Genomic DNA, 16,706 nt, shown 5'->3' on the forward strand with positions numbered 1-16,706 from the left:
GCTTGACAAAAAGAACGTATGTTCGGTATAATTTAAATGTGTCTTATTTAGTAGAATGAGTAAAAGATAAGTCGAATTGTTTGCAACTGATACTTATTCTTGTAAAAATGGATGATAAGTAACAATTGGCATTGACAAAAGAAAAAGCTCATGTCTTTCTTTTGTCTTTTTTTTATCCAAACTAAGAAACGAGGTGGTTCTGTGCTTGAATTTAAGAATGTCTCGAAGCGTTATAACCAACAGACGGTTCTTGATACGATTTGCTTAACGGTCAAGGAAGGAGAGTTTTTTGTCCTTGTTGGCCCCAGTGGTAGCGGAAAGACAACGACATTAAAAATGATTAATCGCTTAATCGATCCTTCAGAAGGGGATATTTACCTTCATAAAAAAGAATTAATGACTTATAATTTAAAAGAATTAAGGTTGTCAATCGGGTATGTTTTACAGCAAATTGCACTCTTTCCTAATTTGACGGTTCAGGAAAATATTGAGTTAATCCCAGAATTAAAAAAATGGCCAAAAGTCAAACGGGAAAAACGAGTACGGGAATTATTGACATTGGTTAATTTAGAACCTGATAAGTACTTGAAGCGAAAGCCTTCTGAACTATCTGGTGGGGAACAACAACGGGTCGGAATCCTACGGGCGATTGCGGCCAAGCCCGATGTTATTTTAATGGATGAACCTTTCAGTGCCTTGGACCCAATTGCTCGTCAGCAGTTGCAAGAACTAATCAAAGAAATTCACCATGAGATTAAAAGTACGATTGTCTTTGTCACCCATGATATGAAGGAAGCCCTTGAACTTGGTGATCGTATTTGCATCATGCGAAATGGGAAAATTGTTCAAATAGACACGCCTGACATGATTCAGCAACACCCTGAAAATGACTTTGTAGCAGAATTTTTTAAACAGGAACAGAGTCAAGGCGGTGTGGATTTCTTAGGATTAACAGTGGCCGATGTACTAGTCAAGAGTCAAAATCCCATTATTCATCAGGAAGAAACGGTCAGCGTCAGTCCAGAGTTGCCTTTAGTCGAGCTAATTGAGTTGATTCAACGGCACCAGATCGTCTCGGTTGTGGTCGATCATCAACTAGTTGGGACGATTTCCAACGATGACCTTCTGCATTTCCTCCAAGTGGAATTAAAGGAGGTGACGGTCAATGGCTAATTTTATGGAAACCTTGGTCAGTCGCCAGGATGATTTGTTAAAAGCGTTATTGGAGCATGTTGAAATTTCACTCTTTTCGTTATTGATTGCCATCTTAATTGCCGTTCCAGTGGCGATTTTACTGACAAATTATCAAAAAGCGGCAGAGTTTGTCCTGCAAATTACGGGAATCCTGCAGACGATTCCTTCACTGGCACTATTAGGATTACTGATTCCTTTAATTGGGATTGGCTCAGGTCCAGCGATTGTCGCCTTGGTAGTTTATGCTCTTTTTCCTATTTTACAGAGTAGCTATACGGGGCTGATAGAAATTGATGAGTCGCTGGAAGAAGCGGCAGAAGCTTTTGGTTTAAGCAAGAGGCAAAAGTTAATTAAACTGGAATTACCTTTGGCATTGCCGATGATTATTGCAGGAATTCGGACAGCTACGGTGATGATCATTGGGACAGCGACTTTAGCGGCCTTGATTGGCGCTGGAGGCTTGGGAACCTTTATCCTCTTGGGAATTGATCGCAATAATATTAACTTGATTTTAATTGGGGCAATTTCTTCAGCGTTGTTGGCGGTGCTGTTTAACTTTGGAATTCGTTACTTGGAAAAAGCTAGCGGCAAAAAAATCGCCGTGGTTTTTGCTGCCTTGTTATTATTTTTAGGAGGCACTTTTTTCTATTCGTCCGGGCAGCGTCAAGAGTTAACCATTGCTGGTAAATTAGGCTCAGAGCCGGATATTTTAATAAACATGTACAAAGAGTTGATTGAAGAACAGACGGATATTTCAGTGGAATTGAAAGAAAACTTTGGGAAGACAACCTTTCTTTACAACGCCTTAAAATCAGCTGAAATTGACCTTTATCCGGAATTTTCTGGAACAGTTTTAGAAAGCTTTATCAAAAAGGACGTGTCTTATTCAAATAACCCTCAAGAGGTTTATGAATTAGCCAGAGATGAGATAAACGCTCAAGATAAGTTTGCCTTTTTAGAACCTATGAGTTATCAAAATACGTATGCCATTGCTGTGAAGCGTGACTTTGCTGAAGAACACCATCTTAAAACAATCTCTGATTTAAAGAAGGTTCAAAATCAGTTGACAGGTGGCTTTACCTTGGAGTTTATCGATCGTGAGGATGGCTTAAAGGGCATTGAGTCTCTTTATGGTTTGACACTGACGACTAAGTCGATGGAACCGGCATTACGCTATCAGGCCATTAAAAATGGTGAGGTTAACGTCATAGACGCTTATTCAACTGACAGTGAGTTAAAACAATACGACTTAGTGATTTTACAAGATGACAAAGAACTATTCCCCCCTTATCAGGGCGCACCATTGATGCGGCAGGAAACTCTGGAAAAATACCCTGAATTAGAGGGCATTCTCAATCAGCTTGCCGGCAAAATTACCGAGGAAGAGATGAGTGAGATGAATTACGATGTCAACGTGAATGGTGAGGCACCAAGTGACGTTGCCCATGCTTATTTGGTAAAACATCAGTTGCTTTAAATGTAACAGGAAAAGTTAATCGGGATTGAAATAAGTACCTATCGAGATATTAAAATAAGGAGCATCTAAAGAGAGTTCCTTATTTGGTATCTCTATTTCAACATTAAGATTCGCCTTTTGTACGGGGAAATGGTAAAATTAGTTATGAGGTGATGACAATGCTAAGTAAAAAAGTATTAGCGGTTTTTGAAAAATATAACGGGACGTTACCAACCAAGTTAGCTCATAAAAATGGGATAGATAAGGAAACACTCAGAAAAGCTTATCTACGTGGAGATATTGAACGACCTTTCAGAGGTGTCTATTTATTACCAAATTCGCTCTTGGATGATTTGTTCAGTACCCAAGTGGTCCTAAGTAAAGGCATATACTCTCATGAAACAGCTATGATGTTATATGGTTACAGCACATTTGTGCCACATGAATTTCATATGACTTTTCCACAAGGGTATCATAATGCTACTTTAGTTATTAAGAAAGTTAGGGCGCGGTATGTAGCTAATGCCTTTTATACGTTAGGTGCGACTCAGGTTAAAACATGGGAGGATAATTTTGTGACTGTTTATGACCGAGAGAGAACGGTCTTAGATATGCTCTCAAGCCCAACAGCCCATGAGTATGAAATTGAAGAAATGCTTACTAACTATTATTTTGATAAAGATAAAAATATCAAAAATCTTTTTTATTATGCAAAATTGCTGAATCTTGAGGATTTACTAGAGAGGGTTGTGGTTCCTGTTGCTTAATAATCAAAAAATGAAGCGTTTAATTAATAAAAAGGCTAAAGAATATGATATAGTTCCACTGCAGTTGTATTCATTATATGGATTGGAACAATTATTAATGAAAATTAGTAAATCTATGTATAGAGATCATTTTGTTGTAAAAGGTGGTTATCTTTTAACATCAATATACGGGTTAGATAATCGTTCAACTAATGATTTGGATGGAACTATTCGTAATATGTCGCTCACTCATGAAAGTGTGAGTAAGTTTGTGACGTTTATCGAAAGTCCGTCTGAAGATGGTAACCGATATTTCGAAGTAAAGCAGGTACGCCCAATTAGAGAAGCGTTTGATTATGACGGATTTAACATAAAAATGAATTTTTTGAACGGTAAGAGTCGCTATTCAATTGAATTGGATTTAACAACTGGAGAGATGTTATTGCCAACAGTCGTTAATCAAAATATTAAAATGATGTTTGAAGATGGCGAAATAAATATGCCGACCTATCCGATAGAGCAAATTTTAGCGGATAAAATATATACAACGTTAGCTTATGGGGTGATTGATGACACAAATTCTCGTTCTAAAGATCTTTACGATATTTATTTTTTGACAAAAACTAATAAAGAAATAGATTATCAAATGGTAAACAGGGCTATTAAAAATATCATGTATCAGAGAAAAGAGAAAATTTATTTAGATCAATACATTAAAATCATTGATTTTTTATGGTTATCAGATCTTCAACGAGAGCTTTGGTTAAATTACACAAGAGGTAAAGTGTTTGCGAAAGATCTTCTGTTTGATACTATCATGGTTTCAGTTAAAGAGTTTGTCAATTGTTTAATAAAAAATCAAATCAGAGATGATAACTAGCTGAATTGCTACTAAACAATATGATAATGTAAAATCAAATTGTGAAACGCAGTGAATTATTTTATCATTATTCATATTTGGTTGTTTTTTGTCGGTAGAAAGATTTGTGAAACAAAGGTAAGGTAATTTCCTTTTACATGGAACAGAGCTTGTCCTGATAGTTAAAAGATAGTAGAAGAGCTTACTCTGATGCTAGAGAATAGAGCATGTTACTTTTCGCCTCTAATCTCATTGAAACAGCATCTTTTTAGTGACAGTCAGTCTAAATCAGTGTAATCTTAAAGATGAGAGATGGAAGCGAGGGATAAAGATGAGTGAAGTAGAAAAAGCCAAGGAACTAATTGAGAAAAACAAACAAAAGCAAAAGCTACAGGCGTTGATTCAATCTAATAAAGGGAATCAAGCGAGTTTTGCTAAAAGCCCTAATCGTGACAGTAAACAAAAGGGGCAAAAGTCGATGAAACGTTCGATTAAAAATAAGTAATGCAAGAAGGGAACTCGTTTAGAGTTCTTTTTTTTGTACCCAACGATTCGGCTAAAAGAATTTACTGAGGTGTCATTTTTTGTAAAAACGTGATTAGTTAGGAAGAGCAACATGTATTTGGGCTGTCTAACGCCTGATTTTTTCTTTTTGACACTATTTAACAATTGTTTACAAAAGTTATTGACTTTATTTGTAAAAAAATGTAACATTGTGTTGTGATAACGTTTGCTAAATGATGAGTTAATGGAGGAAGACGTGGAAAAGAATCAAAAAAAATGGTTAGACTCTATGCGAATCGATAACCAATTGAAAAAACAATTAACAGAAGCTACAGAAGATCAGTTAAATGACATGTTTTATCAAGATCTACCTTTTGGTACAGGAGGGATGCGGGGGTTAATCGGTATCGGCACCAATCGCATGAATTTGTTGACCGTAGCTAAAGCAACTCGTGGACTAGCCCAGTATCTATTAATGAAGTACGCTGATTTGGAACAACCAGCTGTTGTGATTGGTTATGACAATCGTTTGTATTCAAAAGAATTTGCTGAACATACGGCAGAAGTGCTAGCAGGCTTTCAGATCAAGGTCTACCTGTTTAAAGACATCGCCGCTACACCTCTAGTATCTTTTGGGGTGAGACAGTTAAACGCACAAGGAGGTATTGTCATAACGGCATCCCATAATCCACCGGAATACAACGGTTATAAAATTTATGATGAGACCGGTTGTCAAATGTTGCCAAAGGAAATTGCCAAGGTGATTGATTGTATTGAGAACAGTGGGGACTTTTTTGCATACTCGACCAGTCGTCAGGGAATTACTTATCTGGATCAGAGATTTCAAAATAGGTATATTAAGGAATTGGCAGGGATTGCCACCATGGTGGAGACCTCTAAAAAATTGACAATCGGTTTTTCCCCGCAACATGGCACTTCTCGGGAGCCCGTTAAAGAGATGTTGGCTGATTACGGTTTTAATGAAGTGGTGTACGTTCAGGAACAAATGGCGGCTGACCCTTTTTTTTCACAAACTGAAAGCGCTAATCCCGAGGATGTCAGCGCTTATGATTTGCTGATTGATTATGGTCGCAAGTATGACTTGGACGTTTTGATTACGACAGACCCAGATGCCGACCGTGTGGGAGTGGTATACAAGGATCGACTGGGGGACTATCAGTTGTTAAGCGGGAACCAGTTGGGGGCTTTGTTAATTGATTTCTTTATTAAATTTAAGCAACGGGGACCTGACAGCTATATCGTTAAAACCATTGTTACGTCGGAGCTAGGGGCGGAGATTGCTAAAGCTCACGGTGTTCAGGTTGAAAATGTCTTAACGGGATTTAAATACATTGGCGATGTGATTAATCAAAAGGGCGAAGCTGGCTTTATTGGAGGCTATGAGGAAAGTTTTGGTTATTTGATGGAACCGTTAACTCGGGATAAAGATGGCATTCAAATCGTCCTTTCCTTAGTAGTCATGGCCAATTATTATCTGGATCACCAGCAAACTTTGGGAGACCGCTTAACCGCTTTATTTAATGAATATGGCTTTTACGAAGAGCGCTTGATTTCCTGGACGCTGGCAGGGAGAGCGGGTCAACAAACTATTAAACGCCTCTACGAACAGTTTAAGCAACTGCCTTTAATCGACTTAGCTTATACAGAGGACTATGAGTTGGGAGTTCGCCGCTATTCTTCAGAGTCAGTGCCACTTGAATTTGAACAAGCCTTAGTAGTGAAACATGTGTTGGAAGATGGCTCTTGGTTATGTGCCCGACCATCTGGCACAGAACCAAAGCTTAAGCTGTATCTAGGCACTAACAGCCCAACCAAAGAGATATCCGCAGCTAAAATCGCTAATTTAGTCACCATGATTGATCAAAATATGAAACCAGAAAAGGAAGAATAAGATGAAAAAAATTATCGGATTAGCATTAATCGCCTTGTTAACTTTAACAGGGTGCCAATCAAAGGAAAGCACGGAACGGAAGACGACGCCAAATGAATTGACGCTAAACGGCGATTATGTCATTCCGCCAACGGCTCATGGAAATCCCTTTATTGGTGGTTACGTTGGAGGGGGATTAGATCCCTATGTCCAAGAAGCCTTATTCGCTTTTACTCCAGTGGGAGATGAACACTTCAAGCCCCATTTAGCAGAATCATTTACCCAAGATGACCAAAAAGTCACCGTTACGCTAAAAGATGACATTAAGTGGAGTAATGGTGAAAAAATTACGACGGAAGATATTGCCACTAGTTATTACATGTGGGTCGGAAAAAAACAAGTTTGGGAATTTTTAGAAAAAATTGAGTATGACGACTCCAATACGATGACCTTTCATTTTAAAGTTGACAGCGGCCTAATGGCTAATTTACTGACGGATGTTCGGATTCAAGGGTCAACAGCTGAATATGGCAAGTGGGCCAAGCAATACGAAGAAATCGCCAATACGAAGCGTGACTGGCATTCGGAAACCAATACCTTTTGGATGACAGAGGAAGGCAACCAAGCTTTGGAAACCCTCAATCAGGAATTAGACGAGTATCAGCCAAAAGTAACGGAGATGGTTGGCTCTGGCGCCTATACCGTCAAAAAAATGACGACCGACCAAGCTAGCTTAGTTGAAAATGAGCATTTTTATACAGAAACGGGCTTTGAAAAATTAAACATCGTTCGTGTGACCACACCGGAAATTGCGGCTAATGCCATGGTGGAAGGCACCTTGGATTTACACAGTGGCGGCATGAATCTGGATTTAATCGAGCAAATGCGTAAAAAGATTCCAGCTTATACGGAATTTTTCTTGCCGGAGTATTCTCAGATGGCGGTAGTCTTTAATGTGCAAAAGGAATTCGCTAAGGAAAAAGCCTTTAGACAAGCCATGTCTTACTTGTTGAACCGAGAGGAATTATTACCATTAGCAGAAGTCGGTAGTTTGCCATCAGAAGCAAGCTTATCAGGCTTACCTCTCTCATTACAAAAAATCCATAGTGTTGATGAGTGGTCAAAGAAAAATTTAACTCAGTATGATTACGCACCTGAAAAAGCGGAAAAACTCTTAACAGAAGCTGGTTGGAAAAAAGATAAAAATGATCAGTGGATTGATGAAAACAATCAAAAAGTGTCATTTGAACTAACGGCTAACAGCGGTTGGGGATCAGCTTTACTGCCTGGTGAAGCCTATGTTAGTGCGTTAAAAGACTTTGGGTTTGATGTGACCTTCAAACCGATGGAAAGTGCCGCTTATGATGCTCACTTAAGAAATGGCGAGCATAGCGTGGCCATTGAATTTGCACCACCGTCTAATATTATCTACGCCAATGCCTATGGGACTTACGAACAGTTATATCGCGGTAGATTATGGTTGTTTGGGTTAGGGGCTGATGAGAAAGACGGCAGCTTGATGTTGGAAAATGCAGAAGGGAAAGAGGTCAATGTCATTGATTTAACGAAACAACTGTTTGTGGATTCGGGTGAAGACTACGATGCCACACTAAAAGAATTAATGAGCGTCACAGCAGAGAATGCTTTGTTTATCCCTTATCTTGAAAAAGGCTTTCCAGTCAGAACCCTAAAGAGTGACATCGATTTAGGGGTAAAAGCCGATACCTTGATTCAAGATCCTCGTTTCAGTGGGGTAGCCGAGCCGATGTTTGCGACCCTGTTAGTCGAGGGGACATTAAAAGACGCTATCAAATAAGCAAGAGAAAGATCGTCAGACAAAGGCTGGGAGCTTTTTCCGGCCTTGATCTGTAAGGAGGTTACCGTGAAAAATAGATTATTAGTCGTGGCTGTCACGATTGTTGTGGCGGTTTTTATGACCTTTTTGATTGTTAAATTAATGCCGGGAGACCCTGTTCATGTACTGGCCAATGAATTAAGAACCACTCAAGGGATCTCCGAGGAGCAAGCGGTTAAGCGGGCAATTACCATGTTGAATTATGACCCGAATAAAACAATTGTGGCGCAGATGGTTCAATTTGTAAAAGGCTTGGTAACAGGTGATTTAGGCACGTCGATTCGCTTTAAAACCCCTGTGGTCAACATCATTAAAGCGGCTTTGCCCTGGACCTTGTTTTCAGCGGGGTTAGCGACGGTTTTTTCTTATTTTATTGGAACCAAGCTAGGTTTGTATGTGGCTTGGAAACAAGATAAAAAAGCCAATGCCATTACCGATATTGTCTCATCTATTTTTGGTTCAGTGCCGGACTATGTGATTGGGTTTTTATTGGTGTCAATCTTTGCGGTACAATTGGGACTCTTACCCTCTCGGGGAGCCTATAGCGCCACGGTTGATCCAGGTTTTTCTTTAGCCTTTATTGGCAGTGTGTTAACCCATGCTATTTTGCCAGTGCTCTCATTGTTTATCGTCCAGTTTGCCAATTGGATTGTCAATATGCGAGGCAGTGCGGCTAACGTTATGAATCAGGAATACATTAAATACGCCCGTGCTCGAGGCTTAAGCAACAAGGTTATCCGCAAACAGTACGTCGGAAAAAATGCCTCACTGCCGATGATTACCGCTTTGGGGACAACCTTTGGCATGTTAGTAGGGGGCGCTCCCTTGATAGAAAATGTCTTTTCTTATCCCGGAGTGGGGTTCTTCCTGAATACTGGTGTAGCCGTTAGGGATATACCTTTAATGCAAGGCTTGTTTTTTATGATCATTATGACGGTGATTGTTTGTAACTTTATTGTGGATCTCCTTTATGGCTATATTGATCCCAGACTAAGGAGGTCCCATGGTGAAAAATAGGTTAAAAAAAATCCAGCTATTTTTCAAAGTCATCATGCTCAACAGTCAAGCAAAAGTTGGCATGTTCGTGTTGCTGGTGCTGATTTTATTTGCCATTTTTGGCACGACGGTGATTGGTGATTTACCTGCTCAGTATGGCTTGCGATTCCAAGGACCGTCTCTCCAGCATTGGCTAGGGACTGATTTTTCTGGACGGGATACTTTGCTGCAATTTATTTTGGGAACCAAAGATGTGATTTTGATTGCCACCTTTGCTGGGGTTTTTACAATTGTCATTGGCACCTTGATTGGCACGATTTCTGGTTTTATTGGCGGCAGAACCGATAGTGTTTTAATGCTAATCACCAATGTGGTCATTACAGTGCCGGCTTTTCCAGTCTTAATGGTTCTTTCTCTAGTCGTCAATGCCGGTAATCCTGTGATGTTTGGCTTGTTGCTGTCTTTATGGAATTGGGCAGGGCTAGCTCGCAGTATTCGCAGTCAGGTTATTAGTTTGCGAGAAAGTGACTTTATTATGGCCAGTAATATGTTAGGCATGTCTAAGAAGCACATCATCATCAATGATATTTTTCCGTCTTTAATTCCTTATATTGCTGTCAATTTTGTGTTGATTATGCGGGCGTCTGTTTTAGCTTCCGTGGGCTTGATGATGTTAGGTCTGGCACCCTTTAAAGGGGAACACTGGGGCATGATGTTGAACTTGGCCATGACAAAATCAGGAGCGATGTTTGGCTCAAGTGCGGCAATTTATTTAATTACCCCAATTGTTGGGATTATTATTTTTCAAACAGCTTGTTTTATGTTTTCCAAGGGTTTGGAAGATGCCTTTAATCCAAGAATGAGGAGCGAAATGAATGACTAATCCGATTTTGACCGTGAGAGAGTTGTCGGTCGAGTTTAATTTAAAGCAGCAAAAAGAAATCAAAAAAATCAAAGCGATTGAACAAATTAATTTAGATATTTATCGGGGCGAAATGATGGGAATCATTGGTGAAAGTGGTAGTGGCAAGTCTACCTTGGCTTTTGCGATTTTAAACTTGATTGATGCCCCAGGGGTGATTGCTAGTGGTCAGGTTCAGTTTATTAAAAATGACGGCCAGGCATTGAATGTGCTGGAGCTTGATTCTCAGCAGGAAAATGAGTTTCGCTGGAAAGAGATTGCCACAGTTTTTCAGGCGGCTCAAAGTGCTTTAAATCCGATTCAAACGGTCTATGATCATTTTGTTGATACTTATCAGGCCCATACGACACGAGCTGAGGCTCTCGACGCGAATGGGTTGCGGCTAAAAGTGGAAGAGCTTTGCGCCTATGTCCGTTTGGATAAGAATGTCTTAAAGATGTATCCCTTTGAACTAAGTGGGGGCATGAAGCAGCGGGTTTTAATTGCCTTAAGTTTGTTGTTGGACCCGTCGATTATTATATTAGATGAGCCGACAACGGCTTTGGATGTTATCACCCAGTGGTACATTCTCGATATTTTGAAAAAAATTAACCGGGAAAAAAACGTGACCATTATCTTTTTAACCCATGATATCTCAATTATTAGTGCCATGGTTGATCGGATTGTGGTGATGTATGCGGGGCAGATTGTCGAGATTGGCAAGACAGAAGACGTCTATCGTTTTCCGGCTCATCCTTACACGAAAGCGTTACTTGGAGCGATCCCCACAATGAATGACGACATTAGCAGTAAAAAGGCCATTGCCGGTGGCACCTATGATATGCTAAAGGCGGATGGCGGTTGCCGCTTTAAGAATCGTTGTCAGCGAGCCAAGGAAGTCGGCTGTCAAGGCTTAGCCAGTGACAGTTGTCAGCTGTTTGAAGTTAGCGAAACCCATGTGGCACGCTGTATCAATCGTTATCAGGAGGAGTCCAATGAAAGATAAGCGTACCCCAATTTTGGAAATAGAAGATTTGACCCTTTCTTTTGGTAAAAAAAGCGAGACGGTCACGGTGTTACGAAACATCAATTTAAGGGTTTTTGAAAGTGAAAGTGTGGCCATTGTTGGTGAAAGTGGTTGTGGTAAAACCACACTAGGCAAGACTATTGTCGACACGCATCAGCCGACTACTGGGACCATTAAGTATTATGGTCAGGATATTCGCAAGATGGATAAAAAAGCGTATCGAAATTACCGTTTAAGTGTGCAAATGGTTCAACAAGACTCTTTCGCTGCCTTAAATCCCTATAAAACTATCTACCATTCAGTTAGCAGTCCCTTGCTCGAGCATAAGTTTGTAGCAGAACAAGAGGCTCGTCACGAGGTAGCTCGTTTGTTAACCGATGTGGGGCTGGTTCCAGTAGAACATTATATTGACAAGTATCCCCATCAATTAAGTGGTGGCCAACGACAACGGGTGTTGATCGCCCGGGCTTTGGGGGTTAAACCAAAATTAATCGTCGCGGATGAACCTGTCTCAATGGTGGATGTTTCCCTGCGGATTTCGTTGTTGCAGCTAATGAGAGACATGAATCAAAAATATGGGGTGTCTTTTGTCTACATCACCCATGATTTAGCAACAGCCCGTTATATTTCAGACCACGGTCAATTGGTCGTTATGTACTTAGGTGAAATCATTGAAAAAGCTCAGATTAAAGAGGCTACAAAAGATCCGCTTCATCCTTATTTTAAAGCGCTGATTCAGGCTGTACCTCAAGGCATTAACGGTCAGTTTAAACAAGTCGAACTGCCTTTAAAAGGCGTTGATATTCCAGATATTAAAAAGTTACCAACGGGTTGTCCGTTTCATCCACGCTGTATTTATGCGACGGCAGCCTGTAGTCAAGAAAAACAACTACTGACGGCTGTGGGCAATCGAGAAGTAGCCTGCATGCGTGTCCATGATATTAAAGAAATGGTGGGGAATTAATCGTGAAACAAAGATGTGAAGAGTTATTAAGTCAGCACGTCATCGATGGTGTCAAAGGAAAAAAACTGATCTTTAAAGGCTTGTCAGAGGTAGACGTGTATAATATTACGGCGCCTTTTGACGATCATGGTAGGGAAATTATTGCGGGTCGAGTAGAGCGACGAGATAGTGAGCAAGCAAGGATTCACTTTTTTGGCAAAGTCTCTGACCTTGAGTGGGAAGTATTGCCGGATTACCCCACGTTTGACTTGCAGGACCCTTTTGTCACCAAAATTAATGGGGAACTTATTTTAGGTGGAGTTGAAATTTATCCCTTGCCAGAAAACCCTGAAGCGTTAGGCTGGCGCACGATTTTTTACCGAGGAAAAGATGTGATGTCTCTGGCACGCTTTTTTGAAGGACCTAAGGGCATGAAGGACTTGCGCTTAGCAAAACTAGTGGATGGTCGTATTATGGTATTAACGCGACCTCAGGGAGAGCTTGGGGGACGTGGTCAAATCGGCTTAACTTACGTCAACCAGTTAGAGGAGTTAAGCCATGAGCTGATTTTGGCCGCTCCTTTATTGCCACAATTTGTATCAGAGGAATGGGGGGGCGCTAATGCGATTTACCCAATCGATTCGGAAACGGTGGGTGTCCTTGGACATATTGCTTGTTTTGACGAAGAAGACTGTCGCCATTATTATTCCATGGCCTTTACCATTAACCCCCAAGCAGGGACGCATTCTGAGATGAAACTGGTAGCAGTTAGAGCAGAGTTTGAAGCTGGTGAGGCGAAACGACCAGATCTTGAAGATGTGATCTTTAGTGGTGGTCTGATCGATCATGGCGATGGCAGTTGTGACTTGTACGTGGGAGTTGGCGATTCCCACGCTCAGGTGATGACCGTCGCTAATCCCTTTAGTTAAAGAGAAGGCAGAATTTGTTCTAGCTCAAATAGTTTGGTAAAATAATGAGGTAAGCACGATACTGTTGAATCAAGGGAAAATCCATTTTAACCAAAAATAAAAGTAGTAGACAAAACGGGATGTGGCCGTGGGTCAGAGTCAGACATAAACCAGAGGGGGAGACACAGTGATTCCATTAACGAGGCGGGAAAAAATTCTAGATGAGTTAAAAAATAGCGAGATTGTTTACATCGATGAAATTGCCAGAAAAGTGGGCACCTCAGAGCAAACGATTCGTCGGGATTTAATGTACTTAGAGAAGCACGGGCTAGTCGAACGGTTCCATGGCGGTGCCGCAAAATTAATTGATACGAGCCGCGAACTCTCAGTTCCTCAACGATTGCAGCGTTTTAGTGAATCAAAAGAAGCCATTGGAAAAAAAGCGGCCAGTTTAATTGAAGATGGCGATGTGATCTTTCTTGATGGTGGCACAACGACAGCGGCTGTCCTGAACCACTTGACTAATAAAGAAATCACTGTCTTTACCAATGGGATTATGCATATCTCGATTTTGGAAAAAATGAACTTGAAAGCCTTTATTATTGGTGGTGAGATGAAGAGGAAGACAGGCTGTTTTATCGGCCCCATCGCCATTCAAGCCATTGAAAAATGCAGTTTTGACAAAGTCTTTATCGGTGCCAATGGTGTTAGCTTAAAGATGGGCTACACGAATGCGGATATTAATGAGTCTGAATTGAAATCGACACTGATTAATCATTCTAAACAAGCTTTTGTCTTAAGTGACAGTACTAAATTTGAGATTGAATCCTTTCATCAATTTGCTTCAGTCACGGATAAGGTTACCTTGATTACCAATCAAATTCCTAAGTCCTATGAGCAAAAGCTAGATGCTTATATCTTATCTGATTAATAATAAAAAAGAAGGAGAGCCAGCCGGCTCCCTTCTTTTTTTTGACTATAGGAAAGTATATCACTTCCTCTATATTCTAGTCGGTGTCTAGCTTAGCTCATCAACCACTACATAAATTTCGTTGTCCTAAACTTCTAAGCAAGTAAACTTGCAAGAGTTAAGGCTCTCCGCTTCGCTTCGATCTCATCAATTTCTAAGTGCTCTTCGATGTCCCTTGCTTCTAAATGCTAAAGCATTAAGAGCAACGGCTGCCGTTATTCTTACGAATTTATTCGTTAGAGATAAGGGACAACGTAGTAAAGCAATAAGAACAACGGCAGCGATTCGCGAAGCTTTTCTGAACTAAACGTTATCAACAGTGGGTTCTTCTTCCATACCCCTCATTCAGCTCGCTGAATGAGGGGTTGTAATGAGCCACCTCACACATTGGTTTCCACAAACTGTTTAAAATCTTGAAAGGTTGACAGTGAACTAGCCAGCTGGGCAATGTCTTTTTCTTCGAAAAGCTCTAAAATGGCTTCATAAATAATCCGAAAATTTCGGCGATCAACATCATTAATCGCGGTTAGTAAGATGATGTTGACTAGGGTATCATCCCAAAGAAAGCCCTCGGTCATAATAATCACTGAAACGCAAGTCTTGATAGCATCCATGTGAATTGAATGGGGAATCGCAATCTGGCCATAGGAAGTACTGGACATTTGCTCACGCTCCAAAACATGAGTGCCAAAGGAATCAGAGACATAGTCTAACGCCACCATCTCTTGGGATAGCTGGTTGATTAAGTCTTCTTTCGTTGAAAATGGTGGGTTAACAAAAAAGATGGCCGGCTGAAAGTACTGGTCAAAATTTTGCTTGAGAATGTTATTTTTGGATTGAGTCTTAATTTGATTGATGACTTGATAAAGGGCTGATTTGGAACGTTCCACGTCGAATAGACTTATTTGAAAGGTTTTATACTGACTCGTCGGTTCGCTGTCAATGGTTGTGATTAACAGATCAAAGTCCAACGAAGCCAGTTGATGCTGGTAGCGAACAGCTGAAACTAAATGCAAGTCATGACTAAAATTAGCGAGGAGGAAGCTCTCAATCCGACTACTGATGGCCATATAGTCAGGACAAAGTAAGACACATTTAATCTTTTCGGCATTTTTTTGTTGCCGTTCCATTTCGGTTCCAACATGTAAGGCGATAAAGGCAACCTCATCTTCCACAATCACAATCTGGCTTTCTTTTTCCAACTGCATGGACAAATAGACCGCAATCTCATAAATCAAGGGAAAACTTTGCTTAATACTTTGAATCATTGGATTTTTATTGTAAGCGTGATACTTTAAACGTGTCTTAAGTCGTTTTAAATGGAGAACAAAGGGAATAATAAACTGATCGGTCATTAAATTAATTTTGTACATCTGATTCACGGATTCAATCAGGACAATCGCCTGATGGTAAAGTGGGCCTCCGACGAGTTCTTTGACATCTTTGGTAGGCTGAGATAAGGACAAATTAACATCGGTTTTGAATAGAATATAGATTTCACTGATTTCTGACGGGGTCAAGGTAATTTCGAAGGTGGCCTCGATAGCATGGCAGAGATCCTCCATGATTTTTTTTTCCTTTGGTTCAATCTTTAGAATGGTTTCCCCCTCGATGTATTTCCCACTTCTAACCCGATTAATCAGAATCGTCAGATGTAAAATCAAACTCATAAATGAAAAATCATTGATGTCGTAATGATTTTGTTTAAAAACGTCTTTGACAATGGCAGATAGATGTTTGATATAGGTTTCTCCGTAACTTTGAAAAAGGCCGTTCCAGTTAAAAAAGTTATTGTTGGTTTCCGTGTAGATAATATGAGACATGAGACGTCGCTTGTCCTTTTCTTCTCCCACAATGTTTAATTGGTTGTTAGTGGAAGCAAACTGAAGGTGAAAGGATTCAAAAGTGCCATTCATCTTAGTCAGTAAATTTTTTAGAGTAGAGTAGCTGATATGTAGCTCTTCACATAAATCAAAGAGACTGAGCTTTTCGTGACTGATTAAACTTTTTTTGATGATGTAGTAAGCTCGTTCCATATAATCTTGGGGAACGGTCAAAGCCTGTTCTTCTTCAAACAAAGCCATGGCTGGGTCTTTCATGGCAAGGTATCCCTGCTGGCTTGAGGCGATAACAAGTTGAGGGCCATGGCCATTTAGCTCTTTGACATAGTTTTTAATGGTTCGTTGAGAAATACCTAAGTAAGAACTCAATTGTTTGGACGTAAAGGGTTGTTCCTTTTCAACTAAAAACAATAATAGTTCTCTTTGCTTCTCTTTCACTGGTGTAACCTCCTCAGATAAACATCACGTTGAATAATTGGATATAGGGACTAAATAGTTTTATGATACACGAGTTTATTATAGAAAGGAATGTAAGGGCTATCAACTAACTTTTTTCCTGAGGGGGTGCAACAGGTTAATGCAGTGGCTGCACCGTGTGGTGAAAAGGTTTAGTTG

General features: G+C 40.3%; 14 protein-coding genes. 13 read left to right on the plus strand and 1 reads right to left on the minus strand.

Annotated features, from left to right (window positions below):
• The first annotated feature begins 201 nt into the window (after positions 1-201).
• The 13 genes from RWN13_RS04045 to RWN13_RS04105 all read left to right on the plus strand — a co-directional run bounded on the left by RWN13_RS04045 (position 202) and on the right by RWN13_RS04105 (position 14,211).
• A complete protein-coding gene (locus RWN13_RS04045; protein ID WP_314060737.1) occupies positions 202-1,173 on the plus strand; it encodes an ABC transporter ATP-binding protein in 972 nt (323 codons plus the stop codon).
• Entirely contained in the window at positions 1,166-2,671 is a 1,506-nt protein-coding gene (locus RWN13_RS04050; RefSeq protein WP_314060738.1) for an ABC transporter permease/substrate-binding protein, read from the plus strand. Before RWN13_RS04045 ends, RWN13_RS04050 begins: the two co-directional genes overlap by 8 nt.
• 158 nt (positions 2,672-2,829) lie before the next feature.
• A complete protein-coding gene (locus tag RWN13_RS04055) occupies positions 2,830-3,417 on the plus strand; it encodes a hypothetical protein (RefSeq protein WP_314060739.1) in 588 nt (195 codons plus the stop codon).
• On the plus strand, positions 3,410-4,276 hold the full coding sequence (locus RWN13_RS04060) for a nucleotidyl transferase AbiEii/AbiGii toxin family protein (RefSeq protein WP_314060740.1): 867 nt from the start codon (positions 3,410-3,412) through the stop codon (positions 4,274-4,276). Before RWN13_RS04055 ends, RWN13_RS04060 begins: the two co-directional genes overlap by 8 nt.
• Positions 4,277-4,586: 310 nt before the next feature.
• Positions 4,587-4,760 (plus strand): hypothetical protein, encoded by a 174-nt coding sequence (locus RWN13_RS04065; RefSeq protein ID WP_314060741.1) that lies wholly within the window; start codon positions 4,587-4,589, stop codon positions 4,758-4,760.
• Positions 4,761-5,015: 255 nt separating this feature from the next.
• Positions 5,016-6,671 carry a phospho-sugar mutase gene (locus RWN13_RS04070; protein WP_314060742.1) on the plus strand — a complete coding sequence of 552 codons (1,656 nt, stop codon included), beginning with the start codon at positions 5,016-5,018 and terminating at the stop codon, positions 6,669-6,671.
• Between the two features lies 1 nt (position 6,672).
• Positions 6,673-8,466: an ABC transporter substrate-binding protein gene (locus tag RWN13_RS04075; protein ID WP_314060743.1), complete on the plus strand. Its 1,794-nt coding sequence runs from the start codon at positions 6,673-6,675 to the stop codon at positions 8,464-8,466.
• Positions 8,467-8,532: 66 nt separating this feature from the next.
• Complete coding sequence (locus tag RWN13_RS04080) at positions 8,533-9,522, plus strand: ABC transporter permease (protein WP_314060744.1); 990 nt, start codon at positions 8,533-8,535, stop codon at positions 9,520-9,522.
• On the plus strand, positions 9,512-10,384 hold the full coding sequence (locus RWN13_RS04085) for an ABC transporter permease (RefSeq protein ID WP_314060745.1): 873 nt from the start codon (positions 9,512-9,514) through the stop codon (positions 10,382-10,384). Before RWN13_RS04080 ends, RWN13_RS04085 begins: the two co-directional genes overlap by 11 nt.
• A complete protein-coding gene (locus RWN13_RS04090; protein WP_314060746.1) occupies positions 10,377-11,408 on the plus strand; it encodes an ABC transporter ATP-binding protein in 1,032 nt (343 codons plus the stop codon). The genes RWN13_RS04085 and RWN13_RS04090 overlap by 8 nt, the downstream gene beginning before the upstream one ends.
• On the plus strand, positions 11,398-12,393 hold the full coding sequence (locus tag RWN13_RS04095; RefSeq protein ID WP_314060747.1) for an ABC transporter ATP-binding protein: 996 nt from the start codon (positions 11,398-11,400) through the stop codon (positions 12,391-12,393). The genes RWN13_RS04090 and RWN13_RS04095 overlap by 11 nt, the downstream gene beginning before the upstream one ends.
• A gap of 2 nt (positions 12,394-12,395) precedes the next feature.
• Positions 12,396-13,301 carry a DUF1861 family protein gene (locus RWN13_RS04100; RefSeq protein ID WP_314060749.1) on the plus strand — a complete coding sequence of 302 codons (906 nt, stop codon included), beginning with the start codon at positions 12,396-12,398 and terminating at the stop codon, positions 13,299-13,301.
• Between the two features lie 166 nt (positions 13,302-13,467).
• Complete coding sequence (locus RWN13_RS04105) at positions 13,468-14,211, plus strand: DeoR/GlpR family DNA-binding transcription regulator (RefSeq protein WP_314060750.1); 744 nt, start codon at positions 13,468-13,470, stop codon at positions 14,209-14,211.
• 419 nt (positions 14,212-14,630) lie between these two features.
• Here RWN13_RS04105 and RWN13_RS04110 read toward each other — a convergent pair whose 3' ends face one another.
• Positions 14,631-16,529, minus strand: coding sequence for a BglG family transcription antiterminator (locus RWN13_RS04110; protein ID WP_314060751.1), 1,899 nt, complete (start codon positions 16,527-16,529; stop codon positions 14,631-14,633).
• Positions 16,530-16,706: the final 177 nt, after the last annotated feature.

Source organism: uncultured Vagococcus sp. (genome assembly GCF_963518325.1).
Lineage (GTDB): Bacteria > Bacillota > Bacilli > Lactobacillales > Vagococcaceae > Vagococcus_D.

Bases quoted from the DNA above. Each gene is read 5' to 3' on its own strand.
- RWN13_RS04050 (WP_314060738.1), top strand. From the start codon at position 1,166: ATGGCTAATTTTATGGAAACCTTGGTCAGTCGCCAGGATGATTTGTTA.
- RWN13_RS04055 (WP_314060739.1), top strand. From the start codon at position 2,830: ATGCTAAGTAAAAAAGTATTAGCGGTTTTTGAAAAATATAACGGGACG.
- RWN13_RS04065 (WP_314060741.1), top strand. From the start codon at position 4,587: ATGAGTGAAGTAGAAAAAGCCAAGGAACTAATTGAGAAAAACAAACAA.
- RWN13_RS04075 (WP_314060743.1), top strand. From the start codon at position 6,673: ATGAAAAAAATTATCGGATTAGCATTAATCGCCTTGTTAACTTTAACA.
- RWN13_RS04090 (WP_314060746.1), top strand. From the start codon at position 10,377: ATGACTAATCCGATTTTGACCGTGAGAGAGTTGTCGGTCGAGTTTAAT.
- RWN13_RS04095 (WP_314060747.1), top strand. From the start codon at position 11,398: ATGAAAGATAAGCGTACCCCAATTTTGGAAATAGAAGATTTGACCCTT.